Here is a 25,380-nt window from a genome sequence, read left to right as displayed (position 1 = left end):
GATCCCTGGAGCAGATGTGACCGAGCCCGGCCCCCGCACCGTGCCCTCCCGTGTCCGTGCCGACATCGCCCACAACGCCCGGGTGTGGAACCACTGGCTGGGCGGCCGCGACAACTACCCCGTGGACCGGCAGGTGGGCGACCGGGTGACCGGCCTGTATCCGAGCATCGGCGAGGTGGCCCGCGCCGACCGGGCGTTCCTGGGGCGGGTGGTGCGGCATCTGGCCGGTGACGCGGGGGTCGGCCAGTTCCTGGACATAGGCACCGGGTTGCCGACCGTGGACAACACCCACGAGGTGGCCCAGCACACCGCGCCCGACGCACGCGTCGTCTACGTCGACAACGACCCGATCGTCCTGGCGCACGCACGCTCCCTGCTCAGCAGTTCGCCCGAGGGCGCCACCGAGTACATCGACGCGGACGCCCGGGACCCGGAGCGGATCCTGCGCGCCGCCGGGCACACCCTCGACCTCCGGCGCCCGGTCGCGGTGATGATGCTGGGCATCCTGAACTTCGTGCTGGACACGGGCGAGGCGCGGGGCATCGTGACCACGCTGATGGACGCCCTGCCGCCCGGCAGCCATCTGGTGCTCACCCATCCCACGCTGGAGCTGGGCGGCGAGGGCAACGAGGCGGCGATGCGCTTCTGGAACGAGAACGCCACCCCGCCGATCACCGCCCGCAGCCGTGCCGAGTTCGCGTCGTTCCTGGACGGGCTGGACCTCCTGGAGCCGGGCATCGTCTCCTGTTCACGCTGGCGGGCGGGCGCCGCGGGGCGGATCCCCGAGGTCGCCCAGTTCGGAGCTGTGGGCCGGAAGCCCTGATGCCCGGATCCTGGCCCGGGACGCGAGGGTTCCCGCGCACGGCGCTGGCCGCCGACATCGGCGTGGCGCTGCTGGTGCAGGCCGCGGTGACCATGCCGTTCGTGGTGCCCCGCTCGGCCGGTCTGCCGCCGGCCACCTGGACGGCGTACGGGCTGACGACCCTGACCGTGCTGCCGCTGGTGGCCCGCCGTCGGGCACCGGTGGCCGTACTGCTGGCGGTGCTCGCGGCGGGCGCGCTCTACAGGTTCACCGTGGACGGTCCGGGACAGCCGCTGCCGTACACCGGGCTGGTGGCGTTCTACACGGTGGCCGAGCTGTCCTCCGCCCGGCGGCGGCTGGTGGTCGCCGTGCTGGTGGCGGCGGCGGTGTTCCCCTCGGTGGCGTGGAACACGGGCGAGGCGAGGGAGCTGCTGTTCTCGCTCTTCGTGTTCGCCGCCGCGTACGCCTTCGGGCGGTTCACCGACACCCGCAAGGCGTACGTCCGGGCCGTGGAGGACCGGGCGCGCCAACTGGAGCTGACCCACCGGATCGAGGCCGAGCGGGCGGCGGCGCGGGAACGGGCCAGGATCGCCCGCGAGATGCACGACATCCTCTCCCACGCGGTGAGCCTGATGGTCGTGCAGGCGGAGGCCGGCCCGGTGGCCGTGCGCTCGGCGCCGGACCGCGCGGAGGCGGCCTTCGACGCGATCTCGGAGACCGGCAGGGACGCGATGGTGCAGCTGCGCCGGATGCTGGGGGTGCTGCGGGAGGACGGCCCGCAGGACGTGCCGTCGCCCCGTGCTCCGCTGCCCTCGGTGGCGGAGCTGCCGGCCCTGCTGGAACGGGTGCGGTCCGGCGGCATCGAGGTCACGTACACGGTGACCGGAGCCGCTCGGACGCTCCCCGCGGACACCGGGGCCACGGTCTACCGGATCGTGCAGGAGGCGCTGACGAACGTCGTCAGACACGCTCGCGCGAGCCGTGTGACGGTCGAACTGGCCCACGCCCCCGATGAACTGACCGTCACCGTGACGGACGACGGCCGGGGGCCCGTCGGCGCCACCGGGCTGGGGCTGGTCGGCATCAGGGAGCGGGCCGCCGCACACGGCGGGCGGGCCACGGCCGGCGCGGGCCCCGGTGGCCGTGGATTCCAGGTGCTCGCCACCTTCCCCCTTGTAATCTCCCGTAAGGGGGTGGGGAGTTGACGATCCGTGTGGTGGTGGCCGACGACCAGGAGCTGGTGCGCAGCGGCTTCGCGATGATCCTGGACGCGCAGCCGGACATCGAGGTCCTCGCCGAGGCGGCGGACGGCGCGCAGGCTCTCCGCGCGGTGCGCGCGCTGCGGCCCGATGTGGCCCTGCTGGACATCAGGATGCCTGTCATGGACGGCATCGAGGCCTGCCGGGCGATCGGTGCCGGCACCGACTGCCGCACGGTGATGCTGACCACCTTCGACTCGGACGAGTACGTCTACGAGGCGCTCCACGCGGGCGCGAGCGGATTCCTGCTGAAGGACGTGCGGCGGGACGATCTGGTGCACGCGGTACGGGTGGTGGCCGCCGGGGACTCCCTGGTCGCGCCCTCGGTGGCCCGCCGGCTCATCGCCGAGTACACCTCACGCCCCGTGGCCACCCGGCCCGCGCGGGAGCCGGCCCTGCTGGACGTGCTGACCGCCCGGGAGCGGGAGATCCTTCTGCATCTGGCGCGGGGGCTGTCCAACGCGGAGATCGCCGCGGCCCTCGTGGTCAGCGAGCACACGGTGAAGACCCATGTGGGCAACGTCCTGTCCAAGCTGGGCCTCCGGGACCGTATCCAGGCCGTCATCTGCGCGTACGAGACGGGACTGGTCGCTCCCTCGCCCGGGGGAGGGACCGCCGCCGTCTCCCCCGCGCGGGTGAGGCGGACTCCCCCGCACGACCCCTCGCTCGGGTGATCCGTTCGGGCCTCCGGATCAACAGGATGGAGCCGTAGAGCGGTTACGGACTTCATCCCTCCCGGAGGCATCCCATGAACACGCACGCCCGCACGCTCCTGGCCGCGGCCCTGGTCCTGGGCATCGCCGCCGGCCCCGCCGCTCCGGCCGCCCTGGCGAACGGCACCGCGGCCCCGGCGCACGCGACCGACGCACGCACCCGCCCGGTCCCCGCCGCCGACGCCGCCGCCCTGCGCGCGGCGATCTCCGGGCTGCCCTCCGACGACGCGACCGCCGCGCTCGTACGGGTCGGCGGCACCGGCGGCAGCTGGCACGGGAGCTCCGGCGTGCACGATCTGGTCTCGAGGCGTCCGGCCGACCCGTCGGCCCGCTTCCGGGCGGGATCGGTGACCAAGGTGTTCACGGCCGCCACGGTCCTGCAGCTGGCCGGGGAGCGGAAGCTGGAGCTCGACCGCACGGCCAGGCACTACCTTCCGGACCTGGTCCCCGCGGCGTACGGAGCGGTCACCGTCCGGCAGTTGCTCGACCACACCAGCGGGATACCGGCGGCGCCGATGCCCGGCACCACCCTGGAGGAGGTGTACGCCCACCGCTTCGACCTGCACACACCGCGCGAGATGGCCGCCTCGGCCATGGCTCAGGCCCCTGAGTTCACCCCCGGCCGGAGCCAGCACTACCTCAACATCAACTACACCCTGCTGGGGCTGCTCGTGGAGAAGGTGACGGGCGATACCTACGCGCACCAGGTGGGCGAGCGCATCCTGCGCCCGCTGGGCCTGCGCTCCACGTCGTTCCCCGGCGCGGAGACGGGCATCCGGGGACCGCACAACCGCGGCTACCAGGTCTTCACCGCCCCGGACGGCGGCAAGGAGCTGCGGGACGTGACCGTGTGGGGCGTGACCGACACCTGGGCCGCCGGGGACATCGTCTCCACCACGGCGGATCTGGAGCGCTTCACCCGGGCGCTCTTCACGGGCAAGGTCGTGCGCGGGCCCCTGCTGGAGGAGATGTTCACGCTGCCGGACCCCTCGGTGCGCACGTACGGGACGGGGAAGCCCGCCCAGTTCAGCGCGGGGCTGAGTGTGCAGACCCTGGGCGGGCGTGAGGTCTGGGGGAAGTCGGGCGGCCGCTGGGGCTACAACTCGCTCGTGGCGGCCACCCGTGATCTCTCCAGAACGCTGGTGTACAGCGTCAACTCCACCGACGCGAAGGGCCAGGACATGAACGCCACGGCGACGGCCGTCGTGGTCGCCGCCTTCGGGGCCCCGTCGGCCGGCTGAGCCTCACGCCGGCACGGCGGCCGTCTCCAGGCGCTTGATCATGCGGTGGACGACGAGCAGCGGGATGACGCCGAAGACACCGAAGGACATGTCGATGACCGTCCACCAGAAGGGGATGTCGCGGATCGGCCCGCAGATCAGGGCGAGCGGGATGATCCCGGCGCACGCGATCATGCCGAACTCGATGACCCAGATGTTGCGGACCGGGTCGCGGTAGGGACCGTAGAAGGCGACCGCGATGACGAGGTGTGCGAAGGCCAGCCAGTCGGTGCCGTACAGCACGAAGGGATAGGAGGCATCGGCCTCGTCGAGGCCGGTCCGCACCCGGGTGATCCACTCCGCCAGGGCCGGCAGGTGTTCGGGGACGGGAGAGGCGGAGGAGGTCAACAGGGCCTCGGCCCAGTGGAGTTCGGTGACCAGCGGGAAGGCGGTGAGCCCGCTGAGCACCAGACAGACGATGAAGACGACCAACCACACGCGTATGCGCCGCAACAGGGCTCGCTCGCTCATGGACGCAGCGTACGCCGGTCATGAACGCGTTCAAAAAGTGGGGTGCGGGCGTCCGGCCGACGCTCAGAGACCGACGATGGAGTTCCACTTCTTCGCGAACCCGGTGCGCTCCTCGGAGGTGATGTCCCGGGCGATGGCCAGGCGTTGGCGCATCGCGTCGTCCGGGAAGATCAAGGGGTCCTCGGCCAGTGCGGCGGTCTCCTCGTCCTTGGAGGAGGCCAGGATCTCGCGGGCGGCGGGGACCGGGCAGACATAGTTGACCCAGGTGGCCAGTTCGGCCGCCACCTCGGGCTCGTAGTAGTGGTCGACGAGCTTCTCCGCGTTGCGCTTGTGGTCCGCGAGGTCGGGGATCATGAGCGACTCGGACCAGAGCTCGGCGCCTTCCTCGGGCACCACGAACTCGATGCCCGGGTTGTCGGCCTGGAGCTGGATGACGTCCCCCGAGTAGGCCTGGCAGGCGAGCACATCACCGTTGGCCAGGTCCTTGATGTAGTCGTTGCCGGTGAAGCGGCGGATATGACGGGATCTCACATGCCGTGCCACCTGCTCGCACATCTCGTGGAAGTCGTCGGCGGTCCAGCGGGTGATGTCGGCGCCGTTGCCCTGCATCAGCAGGGCGAAGGCCTCGTCGAGCCCTGACAGCAGGGTCACCCTGCCCCGCAGGTCGTCGGCCCAGAGCTCGCTCGTGTGCCGGATCTCCCGGCCCAGCTTCGCCCGGTTGTACGCGATACCGGTGATCCCGGACTGCCAGGGCACGCTGTACAGCCGCCCCTCGTCGAACGCGGGGGAACGCAGCTGGGGGTCCAGGTTCGCGGCGACATGGGGCTGGCGCGAGCGGTCCATCTCCTGCACCCAGCCCAGCCGTACGAACCGGGCGGCCATCCAGTCGCTGATGACCACGAGGTCCCGGCCCGTCGGCTGATGGTTCATCAGCGCCGGGCTGATCTTCCCGAAGAACTCGTCGTTGTCGTTGATCTCCTCGGTGTACGTCACGGAGATCCCGGTCCGCCGGGAGAACGCGTCGAGAGTGGGCCGCTTCGACTCGTCCTCGTCGTCCGTGTCGATGTAGAGGGGCCAGTTGGCGAAGTGCAGCGAGCGGTCGCTGTCCGAGCGGTCGGGGCCCGAGCGGTCGCCGGGCTCCACATAGGCGGCGGGCACGCCGCAGCCGGCCAGCGCGGCACCGGCCGATCCGGCGCCGAGGGCACGCAGCAGGGAACGACGGGACATGAGGTGGTCCGGAATCGAGCGCACCCGCGCAGCATGGCCGTCCGCCGCCACGGCGGGCAATGGACCAACCGTCCAGCGAGGGCGGCCGGGCCCGCACACCATGTCCATGGCGGAACACGGGCGGACGGCGCCCGGGAACGCGGAACGGCCCCGGGCGGGCCCGGGGCCGCGATCCCGCCTGCGCGCCGGTCAGTCGTCCAGCGACGTCATGACGTGCTTGATCCGGGTGTAGTCCTCGAAGCCGTACGCGGAGAGGTCCTTGCCGTAGCCGGACTTCTTGAACCCGCCGTGCGGCATCTCGGCGACGAGCGGGATGTGGGTGTTGATCCACACGCAGCCGAAGTCGAGGTTCTTGGACATGCGCATGGCGCGGGAGTGGTTCTGGGTCCAGACCGAGGAGGCCAGGGCGTACTCGACGCCGTTGGCGTACGCGACGGCCTGGGCCTCGTCGGTGAACGACTGGACGGTGATGACGGGTCCGAAGACCTCGTGCTGGATGATCTCGTCATCCTGCTTCAGACCGGAGACGACGGTCGGGGCGTAGAAGTAGCCCTTGTCGCCGACCCGGTGGCCGCCCGCCTCGACCTTGGCGTGGGCGGGGAGGCGCTCGATGAAGCCGCTGACCTGCTTCAGCTGGTTGGCGTTGTTGAGCGGGCCGTACGCCACGTCCTCGTCGTCCGGCTGCCCGGTCCTGGTGTCGGCGGCGGCCTTGGCGAGCGCGGTGACGAACTCGTCGTGGATCGACTCGTGGACCAGGACGCGGGTGGCGGCCGTACAGTCCTGGCCCGCGTTGAAGAAGCCCGCCTCGGAGACGCCCGAGACCGTCTTGGCGATGTCGGCGTCCTCGAAGACCACGACGGGCGCCTTGCCGCCGAGCTCCAGGTGGACGCGCTTGACGTCCTTGGCCGCGGACTCGGCGACCTGCATGCCGGCCCGTACCGAGCCGGTGATGGAGGCCATCGCCGGGACCGGGTGCTCGACCATGGCGCGACCGGTGTCCCGGTCGCCGCACAGGACGTTGAAGACGCCCTTGGGCAGGATCTGGCCGATGATCTCGGCCATCAGGACCGTCGACGCCGGCGTGGTGTCGGACGGCTTGATGACGACGGTGTTGCCCGCGGCGAGCGCCGGGGCGAACTTCCACACGGCCATCATCATCGGGTAGTTCCACGGCGCGACCTGGGCGCAGACGCCCACCGGCTCGCGCCGCACGATGGAGGTGAGGCCCTCCATGTACTCGCCGGCCGAACGGCCCTCGAGCAGCCGGGCGGCGCCCGCGAAGAAGCGGATCTGGTCCACCATCGGCGGGATCTCTTCGCTCCGGGTCAGCCCGAGCGGCTTGCCGGTGTTCTCCGATTCGGCGGCGATCAGGTCCTCAGCCCGCTCCTCGAAGGCGTCCGCGATCTTCAGCAGGGCCTTCTGGCGCTCGGCGGGCGTCACGTCACGCCAGGCCGGGAAGGCCGCGGCCGCGGCCTCCATGGCGGCATCGACGTCGGCCCCTCCGGAGAGCGGCGAGGTCGCGTAGACCTCTTCCGTCACCGGGTTGACCACATCGATGGTCCGCCCGTCCGCGGCGTCCCGGAACTCTCCGTTGATGTAGTTGCGCAGACGGCGCACCTCGGTGGTCACAACCACCCCTCCTGTCGGCTGTCCGATGGGTGAGACTTCCAGACTAGACCGTTGGGTGACGCTTTCGACATACCCACCCGCCGTGAACTTCGGATTCAGTGAGATACGGGCTCCCAGACAACGAATTTCATCGATTCGGGCTTGCCAGACGGAGGAGGCGCGGTGCAGAGTGGAGGTGTGGCCAGTCGCAGCGCAGACTCCAGGACCGGGAACGGATCGTCCCCAGCGGTCGATGCCGTCTCCCTCGCAATCATCGAGCAGCTCCAGGAGGACGGACGCCGGCCGTACGCCGCGATCGGCAAGGCCGTGGGCCTGTCCGAAGCCGCCGTACGCCAGCGCGTGCAGAAGCTGCTCGACCAGGGCGTCATGCAGATCGTCGCCGTCACGGACCCGCTCACCGTGGGGCTGCGGCGGCAGGCCATGGTCGGCATCAACGTCGAGGGCGACCTCGACCCCGTGGCCGAGGCCCTGTCGGCCATGGCCGAGTGCGAGTACGTGGTGATGACCGCGGGCTCCTTCGACCTCATGGTGGAGATCGTCTGCGAGGACGACGACCACCTGCTGGAGACGATCAACAAACGCATCCGGGCGATACCCGGTGTGCGCTCCACCGAGAGCTTCGTCTACCTCAAGCTCAAGAAGCAGACCTACATGTGGGGAACCCGATAGCCGTGAGCAAGGACCTCAGCCGAACCGCGTACGACCACCTGTGGATGCACTTCACCCGCATGTCGGACTACGAGAACGCGCCCGTTCCCACCATCGTGCGTGGCGAGGGCACCTACATCTACGACGACAAGGGCAAGCGCTACCTCGACGGCCTCTCCGGCCTGTTCGTCGTCAACGCCGGGCACGGCCGCCACGAGCTCGCCGAGACGGCGTACAAGCAGGCGCAGGAGCTGGCCTTCTTCCCGGTGTGGTCCTACGCCCACCCCAAGGCCGTCGAACTCGCGGAGCGCCTCGCCGGCCACGCCCCGGGCGACCTCAACAAGGTCTTCTTCACCACCGGCGGCGGCGAGGCCGTGGAGACGGCCTGGAAGCTGGCCAAGCAGTACTTCAAGCTCAAGGGCAAGCCGACCAAGTACAAGGTCATCTCGCGGGCCGTGGCCTATCACGGCACCCCGCAGGGAGCCCTGTCGATCACCGGCCTGCCCGCGCTGAAGGCGCCGTTCGAGCCGCTGGTCCCCGGCGCGCACAAGGTGCCGAACACCAACATCTACCGCGCCCCGCTCTTCGGCGACGACCCGGAGGCCTTCGGCCGCTGGGCCGCCGACCAGATCGAGCAGCAGATCCTCTTCGAGGGCCCGGACACCGTCGCCGCGGTCTTCCTGGAGCCCGTGCAGAACGCCGGCGGCTGCTTCCCGCCGCCGCCCGGCTACTTCCAGCGGGTGCGTGAGATCTGCGACCGGTACGACGTGCTGCTCGTCTCCGACGAGGTCATCTGCGCGTTCGGCCGCCTCGGCACGATGTTCGCCTGCGACAAGTTCGGCTACGTCCCGGACATGATCACCTGCGCCAAGGGCATGACCTCGGGCTACTCCCCCATCGGCGCCTGCATCATCTCCGACCGGCTGGCCGAGCCGTTCTACGAGGGCGACAACACCTTCCTGCACGGCTACACCTTCGGCGGCCACCCCGTCTCCGCCGCGGTCGGTCTCGCCAACCTCGACATCTTCGAGCGCGAGGGCCTCAACCAGCACGTCCTCGACAACGAGAACGCGTTCCTGACGACGCTGCAGAAGCTGCACGACCTGCCGATCGTCGGCGACGTCCGCGGCAACGGCTTCTTCTACGGCATCGAGCTGGTGAAGGACAAGGCCACCAAGGAGACCTTCACCGACGAGGAGACCGAGCGCGTCCTGTACGGCTTCCTCTCCAAGGCGCTGTTCGAGAACGGCCTGTACTGCCGGGCCGACGACCGCGGCGACCCGGTGATCCAGCTCGCGCCCCCGCTGATCTCCGACCGGTCGACGTTCGACGAGATCGAGGGCATCCTGCGCGGTGTCCTGACGGAGGCCTGGGCGAAGCTCTGACCGACGCCACCGGCTGCCACCGACAGACGCCCCCGGCAGTCATTTCATAGGGCATACGCGGCCCGGATACACCCGTTCGAGTGAGAACAGGGGTATCCGGGCCGCGTACTGTCCCGACACCCCGGTCCGGCTGCCTAGCGTGCCGAGTGACCGATCGGCCTTTCGTTCGTTGTATTCGTCCCCCGTACGGGGGACAGGAGAACTGATCCGAACCGAGGTGTACGCCATGGTGGCCCCGCCCGACAACGATGTGATCTGGGCACGTTCCCTGCACCACTCCCACAACGGATCGCCGGGGCTCGGCGGTGTCTCCCTCGGGATCCGCGACGGCGAGATCCTCGCCGTGGCCGGCCCCCGTGGCAGCGGTAAGACGACGCTGCTGCACTGCCTCTCCGGCCAGCTGGTCCCCCAGCAGGGCGAGGTCTGGTTCAACAGCGTGCCCGTGCACACCATGGGCCCCCGGCTGCGCGAGCAGCTCCGCCGGGACAGGTTCGGCTGGATCGCGGCGGAGCCGCAGCTCGTGCCGGAGCTCAGCACCTGGGAGAACGCCGCCCTGCCGCTGCTGCTGCGGGGTGTCTCGCACCGGGCGGCGAAGAAGGCGGCCACCGAGTGGCTGGAGCGGCTGGACATCGGTCCGCTCGCCAAGAAGAGACCGCACGCCCTGCTCCAGTCTCAGCGTCAGCGGATCTCCGTCGCGCGGGCGCTGGCCGCCTCGCCGTCCGTGATCTTCGCGGACGAACCGACCGCCTCGCTGCACCACGCCGAGCGCGCCCAGCTGCTGCGCACCCTCACCACCGCGGCGCGGTCCCACGGGATCACCGTGGTGCTCGCCACCCATGACGCGGAGGTGGCCGCGCTCGCCGACCGTGTGGTCAGCCTGCTGGACGGCCGCCGCGTCACCACCGTCTCCCTGCCCGCCGCGCCCGATACGGAAGGCCGCTCGGCGTGCTCGCTCTCCGTCTGACCCGCGGCTCCCATCCCCTGGTCCTGGTGCGGCGTCTGGCCCTCGCCGCCGCGTCGGCGGGGGTGGGCTTCCTGCTCCTGTGCACCCTCGGGTATGCCGCCGGGCATCCGGCGCACGCCTCGGGTTCCGTGCTGCGGCTGCTGTGGTGCGCCGTTCCGCTCGCCGCGACCGTCCAGTTCGCGGTGGCGGTCGCGCGTACGGATCCGAGCACCAGGCCGCGCCCCGGTCTCTTCGCCGCCGGGCTCGGGCCCGCCCGTCTCGCGCTGCTGGCGGCGATCTCCACGGCGGTCTCCACCACGCTCGGCTCGGTGGTGGCGCTGCTCTTCTTCCTGCACCTGCGCGGCGATCTGACCGGTCTGCCGTTCGACGGCGGCGCGGCCGAGTTCCTGGGCGCCGGCACCCCGCTGCCCCTCGCCGCGGCGCTCACGCTGCTGGCCGTGGTGCCGCTCGCCGCGTCGGCGGCCGGCGGGCTGGCGCTGCGCTCCAGGCCGGTCGCGCCCTCCGAGGCCCAGGCGGACGAGGACGACCTCGCGCCCGCCCCGGTGCCCAAGGGGCTTCCCTGGGGAGTCGCGCTCACCGCCGCCGGACTCGCGGTCGAGGCGTACGCCAGCCGGGGCTCGGCGGGCAACCCGTTCCCGCTGCCGGGCCGGCTCGACTCCACCCCCGCGGCCGTCCTCGCGGGCTGGACCCTCACCGCGATCGGCCTGGCCATGGCGGGGCCCGGCCTCACCCATCTGTGCGGGCGGCTGCTCCAGGCTGTGCGTCCGGGAGCCGTACGGCTGCTGGCCGGCCGGGTCCTGATGGACGAGGCGTGCCGGATCGGCCGCCCGCTGGGCATCGTCTGCGCGGTGCTGTCCGGGGTGATCGCGGCCACCGCGCTCTGGACCGGCGGGGACCGCCCCTTCGGCCCGCTCACCGCACTCGGCGCCGTGCTCGTCCTCGGCTGCACCACGGCGACGCTGCTGACCACCGCGCTGGAGGCCAGGCAGGCCCGCGCCCGTACGGCCGGGACCCTGCTGCGGCTCGGTGCCCCGGCCTCCTCGCTCCGCATCGCCGCCGCCCTGCGGGCACTGGTGCTGCTGGCCGTCTTCGCCCCACTGACCTGGGCGATCGCGGAGCTGGCGGCGCTGCCTCTGACGGGGTGACACCCCTACCGGGGCGATCCAGTCCCCGACGGGGTGGCCTCGTTCGCGGGGGCGGTCCGTAGCATGGCGGCGTGGAGAATCCGGACGAGAACACGTACGCACCCGGCGTCGAGATCGAGACGCTCACCGCATTCGACGAGGCGGTCGCCGCCGGGACCCTGGCCGGTCACCGGATCCAGTCCGTCGACCTGACGGACCGGGCCGACGCCCTGCTCACGACCGACACCCGGGGCGCCGTCTTCCTGGGCTGCCGGATGGAGCCCCGTGCCGACGCGAAGATACGCGCGGACGGGGCCTTCGTCTTCCCGCCGGTCCCCGGCCTCCCCTTCGACCCGTACCGCGGGCTGCTGTACACCCCCGACGCCCTGTACGAGGGTCTGGCCGAGGGCGGTTACGAGGCGACCCCTGACGCACGGGCGTACGACTGGTTCCAGCTGACCAAGACGAACGGCGACGTCTTCGCCTCGATGCTGCGGGCGCTCCACGACGACGCGGTCTCCGACGCGCTGGACGAACACCTCGTCGGGGCCCGGGTGGTGGGCGTGATGGGCGGTCACGCGATGGCCCGCGGCACGGAGGAGTACGCCGGCGCCGCCGCGCTCGGCAGGGAGCTGGCGCGCGGCGGCCTGACCGTGGCGACGGGCGGCGGCCCCGGGGCCATGGAGGCGGCCAACCTCGGGGCGTACGCGGCGCCGCACTCCGACGCCATGCTGGTCAAGGCCTGCGAACTCCTCGCCGCGGCACCCTCGTTCAGCCCGTCGGTCACCGACTGGGCGCAGGCCGCCTTCGCCGTGCGGGAGCGCTGGCCCGAGGGAGGCTCCTCGGTGGCGATCCCGACCTGGTTCTACGGCCACGAGCCGCCGAACGCCTTCGCGGACCACATCGCCAAGTACTTCGCGAACGCCGTGCGCGAGGACGGGCTGCTGGCCCGCTCGACCGCCGGGGTGATCTTCCTTCCCGGTGCCGCCGGGACCGTGCAGGAGATCTTCGACAACGCGACGCCCAACTACTACGAGTCGCGGTCGGCGCCCACCCCGATGGTCCTGGTGAACCGTGCGCACTGGACGGAGAAGCTGCCCGCCTGGCCGCTGCTCAACGCGCTCGCGGCGGGCCGGGCGATGGAGTCCCGTATCGCGCTCGTCGACACGGTGGAGGAGGCGGCCGGCGCGCTCGCCCGGCTGACGGGCTGACACCCAGCTTCCGGGGGGTCAGGGGGAGGCGAGCCGGGCATCGAGGGCGTCGAAGAACGCCTCCCAGCCGTCCTCGGCCGCGGCGTACTGCTCGGGGGTGAGATTGCCGCCCCGCTGCCGGAAGACCATCTCGGTCGACTTCCGGCTCTTCTCGGTGAGGGTGACCGTGACCGTCTCGCCCTCGGTGTCGGCGGGCGCGCTCCGGTCCTTGAGGGTGAACACGAGCCGCTCGGGGGCCGACACCTCCTGGTAGACGCCGTGGAAGGGCATCTCCGCTCCGGGCACCACGATGACCAGGCTCCACTCGCCGCCGGGCGTGACATCCATCGACACCCGGTCGAGCGGTACGTCCGCGTCGCCGCCGTACCAGGCGGCGAAGTCCTCGGGGTCCGTCCAGGCCTCGAAGACCCGTTCCCTCGGTGCCGCGACGACGCGGGTGATGTCGATGCCCTCGCGGGCCGGCTGCGTCATGGTCCCTTCCCCTTCCCAGGTCTCCGTGTCCAGGGGATCACGCCCCGAGAAGCGCCGCCAGCCGGTCGTACGTACGGTCCCACCCCCACTCCGTACGGACCCACTGCCGCCCCCGCTCCCCCATGGCGGCGGCGCCCGCGCGGTCGCTCAGCAGTCCGACGAGCAGGGCGGCGATCGCGGACACGTCCCGGCCGTCGACGAGGTGGCCGGTCTCCCCGTCGCGTACGGCGTCGGGCGCGCCGCCCGAGTCCCCGGCGAGGACGGGGAGTCCGGCCGCGGCCGCCTCCAGGAAGACGATGCCGAGCCCCTCCACCTCCAGGCCGGCGCGTCTGGTGCGGCACGGCATCGCGAAGACGTCGGCCGCGGCGAAGAACCCGGGCATGGCGGTGTGCGGCTGCCCGCCCGCCAGGACGACGGCGCCCTCCTCCCCGGTGGCCTCGGCCAGGCGGCGCAGGGAGTGCAGATGGGGACCGTCGCCGACCAGCAGGAGCACGGCGCCGGGCACGGCACGGCGTACCGCCGGCAGCGCGCGGATCAGCATGTCCTGGCCCTTGCGGGGGACGAGCCGGGCGGCGCAGAGGATCACGGGCCGGTCCCCCAGCCCGTAACGCGCCCTGATGCCCGCCGGATCGGGGCCGTGGCCGGGCGCGGCACGGAACGCGCCGCTGTCGACGCCCGGTACGAGGCGCACCATGCGGCGGGCGGCGGCCGGTCCGAGCGCGGAGGCGATCGGGGCGCGCGTGGCCTCGCCGAGATAGGTGACGGTGTCGGCCCGTTCCCCGGTCCGGCGCAGGAGCGCGCGGGCTCCCGGTGTCCTGGCCCACCACACCTCGTGGCCGTGCGTGGTGGCGACGATCCGGCGCACTCCCGCCTCCTGGCGCAGCCGGTCCGCCATCAGGCCGAGTGGCGCGGCGGCCCCGAACCACACGCGGTCGCAGTGGTGTCGCCGGGCGAGGTCCACCGCGCGTGCCGCGACGCGCGGGGTCGGCAGCAGCGTCCGGGACGGATCCCGGATCACGGGATACGGCAGAGCCGCGTCATGGTCGGCGGATCCCGGCTCCGCGGAGGTGTACACGACGACGGAACCCTCGGGGAAGCGGCCGGTCATCGCGTGGACGAACGTCTCGATGCCTCCCTGGCGCGGCGGGAAGTCGTTGGTGACGACGAGGGTGCGGGTCATGGGCGGACCTTTCGCGGCGGGGCGGGCTCCCCGTGGGCCGCCAGGACCACGAGGACCAGCGGGTACACGAGATAGCCGAACCGGCTGGCGGGCATGAACGCGATGGCCAGGAGCAGCCCGAGGGCGAGCCGGCGCGCGGCGGACGGCGCACTCGCCGGTGGCCGCCCGACCAGGGAGGCCGCCATGGCCAGCGCGCTCACGGCGAGCAGGGCGAGAGCGACGGCCCGGCCGCCGGGCAGGTGCGCGGCGAGGAGGTGCCCGGGGAGCGGGCTCGCCGCGGCGGACACGGCGTCGGTCAGGCCGAGGGGGAAGCCGACGACATGGGCGGTGAAGGCCCGGGGGTCGCTCAGCGCGGCCGGCAGGACGAGCACCGCCGCCGTCGTCACCGCCGTGGCGCCGCACCGCAGCGCGGGGCGCGCCCCGGGGCCGGACGGCTCCCCCGCCCGGCGGTTCCGCACGACCAGCAGGGCCAGGGCCACCGGCAGGGCGGGCCACGCCGTCCATTTGAGGGCGGCGGCCAGACCGAGGGCGAGCCCCGCCCGGCCTCCCTCGCCGCGCCCCGCCGACGCCAGTCCCAGACACATCAGGCCGACGGCCGGCAGGTCGACCCCGCCGACGGCGAGCGGCAGCGCGACGAGGGGGCAGGCGGTGATCCACAGGAGCGGCAGCCCGCGCACTGAGAGTGCCAGCGCGCCGAGGAACGCCGCGCCCGTCCACAGCCGGGGGTCGGTGAACGGGCTGCCTCCCGACAGGGCGTCGGGCATCCCGAAGACGGACATGCCCGGCAGGTACGGGTTGAAGTCCGCCGGCTCCTCCGGGTGCGGGAGGTACGGGCTGCCGGTGGCGAGCAGCAGGCCGGCGGAACGCCTGATCACGTCGACCTCCAGCTGCGCCCTGCCCGTGCCGAGGAGGACCAGCAGCGGCAGCAGGACGGCACCGGCCACCGCCACGGCGTACGGCACGGGACTCCGGGCGCCACGGCGCGCCGACAGCCAGGCCGCCGCCGTGTATCCGGCCGCCGCGGCGACGCCCCACACCCGGTGCGGAGCGAGCGTGGAGAAGCCCGCGAGCCCGAGGGCCGCGACCGCGCAGAGGGCCCACCACCGCGCGTCGCCTCCGGCTCCCGCCCACCGGAGCGGGCGCGTTCCCCGCCACCACCGGGGCGGGGGCGTTCCCGTCCGCACCCGGGCGGAACGCCGGCCGAGCACGCTGACACCTGCTGGTCTGACCATGGATTCGAGGCTAGGAAAGCCCTGTTCACGGGGCGTCACACCAGGATCCGGTCCTCTCCGTCAACCCGTGGCATGAGACCGCGTCGCGATATCCACCTCCGCTCCGATGCGCGACCGCCCCCTCCTCCCGAAGAATTGCCCCATGAGCGCCACGACCGCGGATCGGGGAACCACCCTGACCGGACGAGCACGGCGGCGGCTGCGCCGCTGGACGGCCGCACCCCCGTATCCATGGGTGACGGGTGGCGCCGTCACCCTGCTCGCCGCCGTGGAGCTGACGGTCGTACCGGGTTCGCCGGTCACGGCGTTCGGGGTGCTGGTCTGCGCCCTCTCCCTGATGTGGCGCCGCGCCCACCCCGCCGTCGGTTTCCTGACGGTCGGTGCGGCGCTGCTCAGCTTCGGGACCGACGGCAACATGGCCTACGCGACGGTCGCGGGCACCCTGATGGGCAGTTACACGCTGGGGCGCCACCGGGTGCAGCACCCGGCCCTGCTGGTGGTCTGCGGGGCCCTCGCCTCGCTCACCGTCAATCTCGTCCACATCGACCGCTGGGCCCGTGACGGGGCACCGGGTCTGCCGGTGCTCCAGGGAAGCGACCGGTTCACCCTGGGGCTCTACGCGGAGACGCTGGTGCTGACCGTCATCGTCCTGGGGGCGGTCAGCATGGGGGACGCGATACGGAGCCGGGAGGAGACCCGCCACGAGCGGGCGGCCGCACAGTCCAGGCTCCTGACGATGGAGCGCCGCCAGGCGGCGGAGGCGGAGAGGGCGGCCATCGCCCGCGAGTTGCACGACATGATCGCCCACTCGGTCTCGATGATCGCGGTGCAGGCCGAGAGCGCCACCTACACGACGCCGGATCTGCCCGGACCGGCCCGGGACGCCTTCCAGCAGATAGCCGGCACCGCGCGTTCCTCCATGGCGGAGCTGCGCCGGCTGCTCGGTGTGCTGCGGGCCGGGTCCGGGGCGGCGGCGCTGCGGACGCCCCAGCCGTCGCTGGCCGGGCTGGAGGAGCTCGTGGAGCAGCACCGCGCGGTGGGAGGCTCCGCCGATCTGCGTGTCCTCGGCGAGCGGGCGGCGGTCCCGGCGTCCTGGGAGCTGTCGGCGTACCGGATCGTCCAGGAAGCGCTGACGAACGCCCGCCGTCATGCCGCCGGCGCGCACACGGTGGTGGAGATCGACCACCGGCCCGGCGTTCTGTGCGTCCGTGTCGCCGATGACGGGCCCGGGCCGCCCGACGGCGGGACGGACAGCCGCGGTCACGGCCTGGTGGGCATGGGGGAACGGGCCGCTCTGCTGGGCGGCAGACTCACGGCGGGGCGGGGCCCGGCCGGCGGCTTTCTCGTGGAGGCGGAGCTCCCGTGGTGATCAGAGTGCTCGTCGCCGACGACCAGGCGGTCGTACGGACCGGATTCGTCGGGCTGCTCGGCACGCAGCCCGACATCGAGGTGGTCGCCGAGGCGGAGGACGGTGCCGAGGCCATCCGCAGGGCCGCCGAACTCGCCCCGGACCTGGTGCTGCTGGACATCAGGATGCCCCGGGTGAACGGCATCGAGGCGGCGCGCGAGATCGTCGGGGCGTCGGGCGGCGCCACCAAGGCCCTGATGCTGACGACGTTCGGCCTCGACGAGTACGTGTACGACGCGCTCGCCGCGGGAGCGGGCGGCTTCCTGCTGAAGGACGCCACGTTCCCGGAGCTGCTGCACGCCGTGCGGGTCGTGGCGGACGGCCGCGCGCTGCTGGCCCCCGAGATCACACGACGGCTGATAGCGGAGTTCGTACGGCAGAGGCCCGGCACGGAGCCGCACCCCGGTGTGGAGGGGCTCACCGCGCGGGAGGCGGAGGTGCTCGTCCTCATCGCCCGTGGCCTGTCGAACGCCGGCATCGCCGATCGTCTCGCCATCACGGACCACACGGTCAAGACGCACATCAACCGGCTCTTCGCGAAGATGGGGCTCCGCGACAGGGCGCAGGCGGTGATCCTCGCGTACGAGCTGGGGCTGGTGGTCGCGGGCCGGGAGAATCACCGCCGCTGAGAGCCCTACCGGGGGATGACCACCGTCTCCGCCGGGTCGAAGGTCACGCCCACGACGGCCCCTTCCTCCGGGGTGTCCCGCAGGGCGCACTCCGCCTCCAGGGGCGGCCCGTCGTCGGGGTGCAGGGTGACGGTGACGTGGTGGCCGCGGAAGGTGCGTACGCCGACCGTGCAGCGCAGGCCGTCCTTCGGGCCACCGATGATCACGCCGCCCGGCCGCACGAGCAGTTCGCGCTCGCCCTGGGGCGAGTCCTCGGGCACCGGGACCTTGCCCCAGACGGTGTCGGCGGCCGTGCCCGTGACCGTGGTGTCCACCAGGTTGTCGAAGCCGAGGAAGCGGGCGACGAACGCCGACGCGGGCCGCTGCCAGACCTCCAGCGGGGTGCCGGCCTGGGCGATCCTTCCGTCCCGCATGACCACGACCCGGTCGGCGAGGGCGAAGGCCTCTCCCTGGTCGTGGGTGACGGCGAGCACCGTGGTGCCCAGGCGGCCGAAGAGGGTGCGCAGTTCCACGACGAGCCGTTCGCGCAGGCTCCGGTCGAGCTGGCCCAGCGGTTCGTCCAGCATCAGCAGCTTGGGCCGGGGCGCCAGGGCACGGGCGAGTGCCACGCGCTGCTGTTCGCCGCCGGACAGGGCCGCGACGGCCCGCCGGCCGGCCCCGGGGAGGCCGACCAGGTCCAGGAGTTCGTCCGCCCTGCGGTCGCGCTCGGCGCGGGGAACACCGTGCATCCGCAGTCCGAAGGCGACGTTGGCGGCGACGTCCCGGTGCGGGAAGAGCTGGTGGTCCTGGAACATCAGGCCGAGCCCGCGCCGGTGCACGGGCAGCGGCGCCTGGTCGACGCCGTCGAGGAACACCCGCCCGGCGTCCAGGTGCTGCAACCCGGCCACGGCCCGCAGCAGCGTCGACTTGCCGCTGCCGCTCGGCCCCAGCACGCAGACGATCTCGTGGTCCGCGACCTCCAGGTCCACCGCGTCCAGCGCGGCCCGCTTCCCGAACCGGACTGTCGCCGCCTCCACTGCCAGCATCTCTAGAACTCCCCGGATCGGTCGGTGCGGATACGTTCGAGCACGAGCAGCGACACCGCGCAGGTGAGCATGAGGATCGTGCTGAGGGCCATCGCCTGGCCGTAGTTGAGCTCTCCGGAGCGCCCGAGCAGCCGGGCGACGGCCACCGGCAGGGTGGGGTTGTCGGGGCGCGCGATGAACACGGTCGCGCCGAACTCACCGAGCGACACGGCGAAGGCGAACCCGGCGGCCACCAGCACCGCCCGCCGCACCAGCGGCAGATCGACCTCGCGCCAGGCCCGCAGCGGCGACGCGCCGAGCACGGCGGCGGCCTCCCGCAGCCGGTCGTCCACCGCGCGCAGGACGGGCAGCATGGTCCGTACGACGAAGGGGACGCCCACCAGCGCCTGGGCGAGCGGCACGAGGATCCAGGACGTACGCAGGTCCAGCGGCGGCTTGTCGAGCGTGATGAGGAAGCCGAAGCCCACGGTGACGGCGGACACTCCGAGCGGCAGCATCAGCAGGGCGTCGAAGCCCCGGACCAGCCGTCCGGCCTTCCTCGTCAGGGCCGCCGCGGCGAGACCGCCGATCACGAGGGCGATCAGGGTCGCGACCAGCGCGTAGCGCAGGGAGTTCCCGATGGCGTCCAGCGGAGGCACCAGGAAGGTGGAGCCGCTCGCGTCGGCCGACTGCAACGCGCGGTAGAAGCCGAAGCCGTAGCCGCCGGAGGTGTCCAGCGACCGTTCCACCAGTACGCCGAGCGGCACGACGATCAGCAGCAGGACGGTCAGCAGCACCCCGCCGAGCAGCGCCCGCTGCCCCGCTCCCCGGGGCGGCCGGGCGGTCTGCGACGGGTCGACGAGCCGCAGGGCCGTCTCCCGCCGCCGTACGGTCCAGGCGTGGACGGCGAGGATCCCGCCGACCGCCGCGAACTGCACCAGGGTGAGCACGGCGGCCGTGGACAGGTCCAGCAGCTGGGCGGTCTGCCGGTAGATCTCCACCTCCAGCGTGGCGTAGGCCGGGCCGCCGAGGATCTGGACGACCCCGAAGGAGGTGAAGGTGAAGAGGAAGACCATCAGGGCCGCCGCGGCGACGGCCGGGGCCAGTGCGGGCAGGGTCACGCGCCGCCAAGCGGCGAACCGGCCGGCCCCGAGGACCCGGGCGGCCTCCTCCTGGCGGGGGTCGAGCTGGGACCACAGGCCGCCGACGGTGCGTACGACGACCGCGTAGTTGAAGAAGACATGGGCGAGCAGGATCGCCCACACCGTGGTGTCGAGCCTGACCCCCCAGAGGTCGTCCAGGAACCCGCCGCGTCCCAGCAGCGCCAGGAACGCCGTGCCCACCACGACGGTCGGCAGGACGAACGGCACGGTCACGACGGCCCGAAGCAGCTGCTTGCCGGGGAAGTCGAAGCGGGCGAAGACATAGGCGCCGGGCAGTGCGATCAGCAGGGTGAGCGCGGTCGAGGCGAGGGCCTGCCAGGTCGTGAACCAGAGGACGTCGAGGACGTCCGGCCGGCTCAGCACCGTGCCGATCCGGCCGAACTGCCAGTCGCCGTCCGCCTTCAGCCCCCGGCCGACGATCGCGACGACCGGGTAGGCGAAGAACAGCGCGAAGAACGCGACGGGCACGGCCATGAGACCGAGCCGCACCGCGTTCCCCCTCCACGGGGACCGCGCGACTACTTCACGACGAGCGAGGACCATGACTGGACCCACTGCTCACGGTTCTTGGCGATCTTCTCCGGGGAGACGGTCGCCGGCTTGTCGACGACCGCGCCGAACTTCGTGAAGAGCTCCGGCAGCTTCGCGTCCTTCGCCACCGGGTTCACGAACATGTTCAGCGGCACGTCCTCCTGGAACTGCTTGCTGATCAGGAAGTCCAGCAGCGCCTTGCCCCCGGCCTCGTTCTTCGCGCCGTCCAGCAGCCCGGCGAACTCGATCTGGCGGAAGCAGGTGCCGGTGGCGACGCCGGTCGGGGCCTCGGTGGGCTGCGGGTCGGCGTACAGCACCTCGACGGGCGGGCTGGAGGCGTACGAGACGACGAGCGGCCGGTCGGCGTTGGCCTTCTTCCCGCCCGCGGAGCCGGAGAACTCCTCGTTGTAGGCCTGCTCCCAGCCGTCGACGACCTTGACCCCGTTGTCCTTCAGCTTCTTCCAGTAGTCCTGGTAGCCGCTCTCGCCCTGGTCGGCGACCGTCCCGAGGAGGAAGCCGAGGCCGGGCGACGAGGTCGCGGCGTTCTCGGTGACCAGGAGGTTCTTGTACGCGGGCTTCAGCAGGTCGTCGAAGGTCTTCGGCGGGTCGAGCTTCTTGTCGGCGAAGTACTTCTTGTCGTAGTTGACGCAGATGTCACCGGTGTCGACGGGCGTGACCCGGTGCTTGTCGGCGTCGAGCTGGGTGTCGGCCGCGACCCGGTCCAGTCCCTTGGCCTTGTACGGCGTGAACAGGCCGTTGTCCAGGGCGCGGGAGAGCAGGGTGTTGTCGGCGCCGAAGAACACGTCGCCGCGAGGGGAGCCCTTGGTCAGGATCTCCTGGTTGAGCGCCGCTCCGGCGTCACCGCTCTTGAGCACCTTGACCTTGTAGCCGGTCTGCTCGGTGAACGCCTTCAGGACCGCGTCCGAGGCGTTGAACGAGTCGTGGCTGACGAGGGTGACGGTCTTGGAGCCGGCGCCCGTGTCGCCGGACGCCTGGTCGTCGGAGCCGCCGCAGCCCGCGAGCGCGGTGACGCCCAGCGCGGCGGCGAGCGCCGTCGCCGCGTACTTCGTCGTGGTGTTCATGGTGAATTCCTCCTGGAGGTGACCAGGAAGAGACGCGGCCCTGCCCGCTCGGCGAGCGGGCAGGGCGCAACAGCTTGAGTAAGGTCCGAACTTCCTACCCGGAATGACCCGGGCGAGGTTCAGAGGGTCTGCGGCCGACCTGTCCTCGGTGCCGCACTCTCAGCGCTGTGGCGCTCCCCTGTCGGAATATGAAGTTGATTTCCCGGCCAGGCTACACCGGCCGGATCACACCGGACCGGCCGGATCACGCCCTCCCGCCGGGGCCGTCTCAGCGCTCGGCGGCCGCCAGCTGCCCGCAGGCCCCGTCGATCTCCTGGCCACGGGTGTCCCGGACGGTGACCGGCACGCCATGGGCGGCGATCGCCTCGACGAACGCCTTCTCGTCCTCGGGCCGCGAGGCGGTCCACTTGGAGCCGGGCGTCGGGTTCAGCGGGATGAGGTTGACGTGCACCCGCTTGCCCTTGAGCAGCCGGCCCAGTCGGTCACCTCGCCAGGCCTGGTCGTTGATGTCGCGGATGAGCGCGTACTCGATGGAGATGCGGCGGCCCGACTTCTCGGCGTACTCCCACGCGGCGTCGAGGACCTCACGGACCCTCCAGCGGGTGTTCACGGGCACGAGAGTGTCGCGCAGCTCGTCGTCCGGGGCGTGCAGCGACACCGCGAGGCGGCACTTGAAGCCCTCGTCGGCGAAGCGCAGCATCGCCGGCACCAGGCCGACGGTGGACACGGTGATCCCGCGCTGCGAGAGCCCGAGGCCGTCCGGCTCGGGGTCCGTCAGCCGGCGGATCGCCCCGACGACGCGCTTGTAGTTGGCCAGCGGCTCGCCCATGCCCATGAAGACGATGTTGGACAGCCGCGCGGGCCCGCCCGGGACCTCCCCGTCGCGCAGGGCCCGCATGCCGTCCACGATCTGGTGCACGATCTCGGCGGTCGACAGATTACGGTCGAGCCCCGCCTGCCCGGTCGCACAGAACGGGCAGTTCATCCCGCAGCCCGCCTGGGACGAGATGCACATGGTCACCCGGTCCGGGTACCGCATGAGCACGGACTCGACGAGCGTGCCGTCGTGCAGCTTCCAGAGCGTCTTGCGGGTGGTGTCGTCGTCGCAGCTGATGTGACGCATCACCGACATCAGGTCGGGGAACATCGCCTCGGCGAGCTTCTCCCGCGACGCGGACGGAATGTTGGTCCACTCCGCCGGGTCGTGCGCGTACCGCGAGAAGTAGTGCTGCGACAGCTGCTTGGCACGGAAGGGCTTCTCGCCGGTCGCGGCGACTGCTTCCTTGCGCTCGTCGGGTGTGAGGTCGGCGAGGTGCCGCGGCGGCCGCTTGGCTCCACGGGGCGCGACGAAAGTGAGTTCTCCGGGCTTAGGCATGGTTCATCCAGTGTCGCAGACACGCCGTGGTCCTCAGGTCCGCCGAGGGACCGGGCGGCACGCAGGGGGCTGGGACGCCGGCGTCGGCCGTGGTCGGCGGGCCTCCGACGGCCCGGCCGCACGGGAACCGTGACCGAGACCACGGTGGACGCCCCACGGCATACCCCTGTCAGCCGTGGCTCTGCAGGGCGGACCTCATGTGGCGGTGGCGCTCCAGTGCGCGGCGGCGCATCCAGAGGATCCAGGCACAGAACACGGCCACGCCGACCGCGAAGATCACCGGGAACACGGGGGAGCCGGTGACGATTCCGAGTGCGAGCATGCCTGCCGCGATCAGGCCCATGCAGGCCAGCCAGTACGGCAGCCACCGGCCGCCCCGCTCCATCTTCCCCAGCTGCTCGGCGACCAGTTTCCGCATGGTCGCCCGCGTCTCCGGATCGCTCGGCACCTCGCCGTACCGGATCTGCCGGTTGAGCTCGGCGATCCCCCGGGGGCCGACGCCGGCCGCTCGGCCGACCCTGCGGCGCTGAGCCGCCACGATGCCCACGGCGACGGCGGTGAAGATCGCTGTCTGGATCACCCACCAGCCGACTTGCCCGTCCCGGCGTAACAGGGCGTTGCCTGCCACCCCCAGGACGAAGATCAGCACCGCTTGCGCGGTGAGACTACGGTCCAGCCAGAGTTTCCACGCGCGCACGGCCACCAGCCTCCTCGGAGTGACGGGGTATGCCTGTCCCTCCCGGGTACCCCGCGGGGGCCGACCCACCGCCGGGAGCCGGAAGCAGTCACCCGGGCCGTGGTCCAACCCTCCGAGCACACTGATGGGGCCCGCCGTCCGGTGGACGGCGGGCCCCATCAGTGCGACCGCGCGACGCGCGAAGTCTCCGGCCGGCTCAGCCGGATCCCACGAACAGCACCAGCAGCAGCCATACGACCGGGGCGCTCGGCAGCAGCGAGTCGAGCCGGTCCATGATGCCGCCGTGGCCGGGGAGCAGCGTGCCCATGTCCTTGATCCCCAGGTCACGCTTGATCATGGACTCACCGAGATCCCCCAGCGTGGCGCTGGCGGCGACGGCCAGGCCCATCAGCAGGCCCTGCCACCAGCTCCCGTCGTCGATCAGGAACTCCATGCACAGGGCACCGGCCACCATCGCGAAGCCGACGGCTCCGAACAGACCCTCGCGGGTCTTCCCGGGGCTGATGCGGGGTGCCAGCTTGTGCGTGCCGAAGCGCCAGCCGACGGCGTACGCCCCGGTGTCGCTGACCACGGTCAGCAGGAGGAACGTCAGCACGCGCCAGGCGCCGTCGTCCGCGGTGAGCATCATCGCGACGAACGTCGCCAGGAACGGCACGTAGAACACGGCGAAGACACCCGCCGTGACGTCCTTGAGGTAGCCCTCGGGGGGCTCCGTCATCCGCCACACGAGCACCGCGAGGGCCGTGAGCGCCATGGCGACCCAGGCGCCCTCCGCCTCCCGCACGTAGCCGGCGACCACCATCGCGGCGCCGCCGACGGCGAGCGGGACGAGGGGAGCGTTGATGCCCTTGCGCTCCTTGAGGCGGGAGGTGAGCTCCCAGAGCCCCACCACCACCGCCAGCACGACCACACCGACGAAGACGGCCTTCACGATGAACAGGGAGCCGACGACGAGGGCGCCGAGACCGACACCGACCCCTATGGCGGCGCGCAGGTCACGCCCCGCGCGCTTCTTGGGCGGCGGGGAGGGCAGCGGGGTGGACATGGGCTCCTGCGGCTTCTCGTCACGGAACAGGGGGCCGCTGACGCGCGCGGCGTCCCCGTTCCGGTCATCGCGGTCGTCAGCGTCTCTACCTGCGTCGGGAACGTCCGGCACGATGGGCATGGGCCGAGTCTGCTGGGCGCCGTGCACATCGTGGGCAGGACCCGCCGGAGCGCCCCCCATCTCGGGCGCGCTCCAGTAACCGGCTCCCTGCGGGGCCCCCCGGGAAGAGTCGTTCATCAGACTTCGAGCAGCTCGGCTTCCTTGTGCTTGAGCAGCTCGTCCACCTGCGCGACGTACTTCGCGGTGGTGTCGTCGAGCTCCTTCTCGGCGCGGCGGACCTCGTCCTCGCCGGACTCCTTGTCCTTGACCAGCTTGTCGAGCGACTCCTTGGCCTTGCGGCGGATGGAGCGGATCGAGATCTTGGAGTCCTCGGCCTTGGTCTTGGCGACCTTGATGTACTCCTTGCGACGGTCCTGCGTGAGCTCCGGGAACGTCACACGGATGATGTTGCCGTCGTTGCTCGGGTTGACGCCGAGGTCGGAGTCGCGGATCGCCTGCTCGATGTTGCGCAGCGCGGTCTTGTCGAACGGGGTCACCACGGCCATCCGCGGCTCGGGGACCGAGAACGAGGCGAGCTGGTTGATCGGGGTCAGCGCGCCGTAGTAGTCGGCGACGATCTTGTTGAACATCGCCGGATGCGCACGGCCGGTACGGATGGCGGCGAAGTCCTCTTTCGCGACCACGACGGCCTTCTCCATCTTCTCCTCGGCCTCGAGGAGGATTTCTTCGATCACCACGTGCTCCTGCGTGTCTTGAGCGGACCCGGCATCGTCGGGTCCTGCGGATCCTG

Annotated in this window: 24 protein-coding genes; 11 read left to right on the top strand and 13 right to left on the bottom strand. The window is 71.9% G+C overall.

The genetic code is table 11. The features are described 5' to 3' along the window. The first annotated feature begins 16 nt into the window (after positions 1–16). From ACZ607_RS17375 to ACZ607_RS17360, 4 genes are all read left to right on the top strand, one after another. Entirely contained in the window at positions 17–823 is an 807-nt protein-coding gene (locus tag ACZ607_RS17375) for an SAM-dependent methyltransferase (RefSeq protein WP_469735509.1), read from the top strand. Next, entirely contained in the window at positions 823–2,007 is a 1,185-nt protein-coding gene (locus ACZ607_RS17370; RefSeq protein WP_469735508.1) for a sensor histidine kinase, read from the top strand. The genes ACZ607_RS17375 and ACZ607_RS17370 overlap by 1 nt, the downstream gene beginning before the upstream one ends. Continuing rightward, positions 2,004–2,735: a response regulator gene (locus ACZ607_RS17365; protein WP_469735507.1), complete on the top strand. Its 732-nt coding sequence runs from the start codon at positions 2,004–2,006 to the stop codon at positions 2,733–2,735. Before ACZ607_RS17370 ends, ACZ607_RS17365 begins: the two co-directional genes overlap by 4 nt. A 74-nt stretch (positions 2,736–2,809) precedes the next feature. Beyond that, positions 2,810–4,015: a serine hydrolase domain-containing protein gene (locus ACZ607_RS17360; protein WP_469735506.1), complete on the top strand. Its 1,206-nt coding sequence runs from the start codon at positions 2,810–2,812 to the stop codon at positions 4,013–4,015. Between the two features lie 3 nt (positions 4,016–4,018). Here ACZ607_RS17360 and ACZ607_RS17355 read toward each other — a convergent pair whose 3' ends face one another. From ACZ607_RS17355 to ACZ607_RS17345, 3 genes are all read right to left on the bottom strand, one after another. After that, positions 4,019–4,525 carry a hypothetical protein gene (locus tag ACZ607_RS17355; RefSeq protein WP_469735505.1) on the bottom strand — a complete coding sequence of 169 codons (507 nt, stop codon included), beginning with the start codon at positions 4,523–4,525 and terminating at the stop codon, positions 4,019–4,021. 63 nt (positions 4,526–4,588) lie between these two features. Continuing rightward, a complete protein-coding gene (locus ACZ607_RS17350; RefSeq protein WP_469735504.1) occupies positions 4,589–5,752 on the bottom strand; it encodes a polyamine ABC transporter substrate-binding protein in 1,164 nt (387 codons plus the stop codon). A gap of 189 nt (positions 5,753–5,941) precedes the next feature. Beyond that, positions 5,942–7,381 carry a gamma-aminobutyraldehyde dehydrogenase gene (locus tag ACZ607_RS17345; protein ID WP_469735503.1) on the bottom strand — a complete coding sequence of 480 codons (1,440 nt, stop codon included), beginning with the start codon at positions 7,379–7,381 and terminating at the stop codon, positions 5,942–5,944. A gap of 177 nt (positions 7,382–7,558) precedes the next feature. Here ACZ607_RS17345 and ACZ607_RS17340 point away from each other — a divergent pair, with 177 nt between their 5' ends. The 5 genes from ACZ607_RS17340 (at position 7,559) to ACZ607_RS17320 (ending at position 12,713) form a co-directional block, all read left to right on the top strand. Beyond that, complete coding sequence (locus tag ACZ607_RS17340) at positions 7,559–8,050, top strand: Lrp/AsnC family transcriptional regulator (RefSeq protein WP_187281839.1); 492 nt, start codon at positions 7,559–7,561, stop codon at positions 8,048–8,050. Beyond that, on the top strand, positions 8,035–9,414 hold the full coding sequence (locus ACZ607_RS17335; protein WP_469735502.1) for an aspartate aminotransferase family protein: 1,380 nt from the start codon (positions 8,035–8,037) through the stop codon (positions 9,412–9,414). Before ACZ607_RS17340 ends, ACZ607_RS17335 begins: the two co-directional genes overlap by 16 nt. A 226-nt stretch (positions 9,415–9,640) precedes the next feature. Next, entirely contained in the window at positions 9,641–10,378 is a 738-nt protein-coding gene (locus ACZ607_RS17330) for an ABC transporter ATP-binding protein (protein ID WP_469735501.1), read from the top strand. Continuing rightward, positions 10,360–11,523, top strand: a complete 1,164-nt coding sequence (locus ACZ607_RS17325; protein ID WP_469735500.1) for a hypothetical protein — start codon at positions 10,360–10,362, stop codon at positions 11,521–11,523. Before ACZ607_RS17330 ends, ACZ607_RS17325 begins: the two co-directional genes overlap by 19 nt. A 71-nt stretch (positions 11,524–11,594) precedes the next feature. After that, entirely contained in the window at positions 11,595–12,713 is a 1,119-nt protein-coding gene (locus tag ACZ607_RS17320; protein ID WP_469735499.1) for an LOG family protein, read from the top strand. 18 nt (positions 12,714–12,731) lie between these two features. Here the strand turns inward: ACZ607_RS17320 and ACZ607_RS17315 are convergent, their stop codons facing one another. The 3 genes from ACZ607_RS17315 to ACZ607_RS17305 are packed head-to-tail and all read right to left on the bottom strand — an operon-like array spanning position 12,732 to position 15,596. Continuing rightward, a complete protein-coding gene (locus tag ACZ607_RS17315; RefSeq protein ID WP_469735498.1) occupies positions 12,732–13,184 on the bottom strand; it encodes an SRPBCC family protein in 453 nt (150 codons plus the stop codon). 37 nt (positions 13,185–13,221) lie between these two features. Then, complete coding sequence (locus ACZ607_RS17310) at positions 13,222–14,364, bottom strand: glycosyltransferase family 4 protein (RefSeq protein WP_469735497.1); 1,143 nt, start codon at positions 14,362–14,364, stop codon at positions 13,222–13,224. Next, positions 14,361–15,596: a glycosyltransferase 87 family protein gene (locus ACZ607_RS17305; RefSeq protein ID WP_469735496.1), complete on the bottom strand. Its 1,236-nt coding sequence runs from the start codon at positions 15,594–15,596 to the stop codon at positions 14,361–14,363. Before ACZ607_RS17305 ends, ACZ607_RS17310 begins: the two co-directional genes overlap by 4 nt. Before the next feature lie 142 nt (positions 15,597–15,738). Between ACZ607_RS17305 and ACZ607_RS17300 the strand changes: the two genes are divergently transcribed. Both ACZ607_RS17300 and ACZ607_RS17295 read left to right on the top strand, forming a co-directional pair. Continuing rightward, the gene (locus ACZ607_RS17300; RefSeq protein WP_469735495.1) at positions 15,739–16,965 is read left to right on the top strand and encodes a sensor histidine kinase; all 1,227 of its coding nucleotides are present in this window, start codon (positions 15,739–15,741) and stop codon (positions 16,963–16,965) included. Further along, positions 16,959–17,633 carry a response regulator gene (locus tag ACZ607_RS17295; protein WP_469735494.1) on the top strand — a complete coding sequence of 225 codons (675 nt, stop codon included), beginning with the start codon at positions 16,959–16,961 and terminating at the stop codon, positions 17,631–17,633. Before ACZ607_RS17300 ends, ACZ607_RS17295 begins: the two co-directional genes overlap by 7 nt. A gap of 5 nt (positions 17,634–17,638) precedes the next feature. Here the strand turns inward: ACZ607_RS17295 and ACZ607_RS17290 are convergent, their stop codons facing one another. The 7 genes from ACZ607_RS17290 to frr form a co-directional block, all read right to left on the bottom strand. Next, positions 17,639–18,658, bottom strand: coding sequence for an ABC transporter ATP-binding protein (locus ACZ607_RS17290; RefSeq protein ID WP_469735493.1), 1,020 nt, complete (start codon positions 18,656–18,658; stop codon positions 17,639–17,641). A gap of 2 nt (positions 18,659–18,660) precedes the next feature. Next, positions 18,661–20,274 carry an ABC transporter permease gene (locus ACZ607_RS17285; RefSeq protein WP_469735599.1) on the bottom strand — a complete coding sequence of 538 codons (1,614 nt, stop codon included), beginning with the start codon at positions 20,272–20,274 and terminating at the stop codon, positions 18,661–18,663. A gap of 44 nt (positions 20,275–20,318) precedes the next feature. Beyond that, positions 20,319–21,413 carry a thiamine ABC transporter substrate-binding protein gene (locus ACZ607_RS17280; RefSeq protein ID WP_469735492.1) on the bottom strand — a complete coding sequence of 365 codons (1,095 nt, stop codon included), beginning with the start codon at positions 21,411–21,413 and terminating at the stop codon, positions 20,319–20,321. Positions 21,414–21,681: 268 nt separating this feature from the next. Beyond that, on the bottom strand, positions 21,682–22,788 hold the full coding sequence (rlmN, locus tag ACZ607_RS17275) for a dual-specificity RNA methyltransferase RlmN (RefSeq protein WP_469735491.1): 1,107 nt from the start codon (positions 22,786–22,788) through the stop codon (positions 21,682–21,684). Between the two features lie 169 nt (positions 22,789–22,957). Further along, on the bottom strand, positions 22,958–23,485 hold the full coding sequence (locus tag ACZ607_RS17270; protein ID WP_469735490.1) for a hypothetical protein: 528 nt from the start codon (positions 23,483–23,485) through the stop codon (positions 22,958–22,960). Between the two features lie 196 nt (positions 23,486–23,681). Next, positions 23,682–24,767 (bottom strand): phosphatidate cytidylyltransferase, encoded by a 1,086-nt coding sequence (locus tag ACZ607_RS17265; RefSeq protein WP_469735489.1) that lies wholly within the window; start codon positions 24,765–24,767, stop codon positions 23,682–23,684. After that, positions 24,767–25,324, bottom strand: coding sequence for a ribosome recycling factor (gene frr, locus ACZ607_RS17260; RefSeq protein WP_031100531.1), 558 nt, complete (start codon positions 25,322–25,324; stop codon positions 24,767–24,769). Before frr ends, ACZ607_RS17265 begins: the two co-directional genes overlap by 1 nt. Positions 25,325–25,380 lie beyond the last annotated feature (56 nt).

This window comes from Streptomyces sp. NPDC104381 (assembly GCF_055583745.1).
The sequence above is the reverse complement of the archived record's forward strand: the minus strand, read 5'-3'. Positions and strand labels throughout refer to the sequence as shown.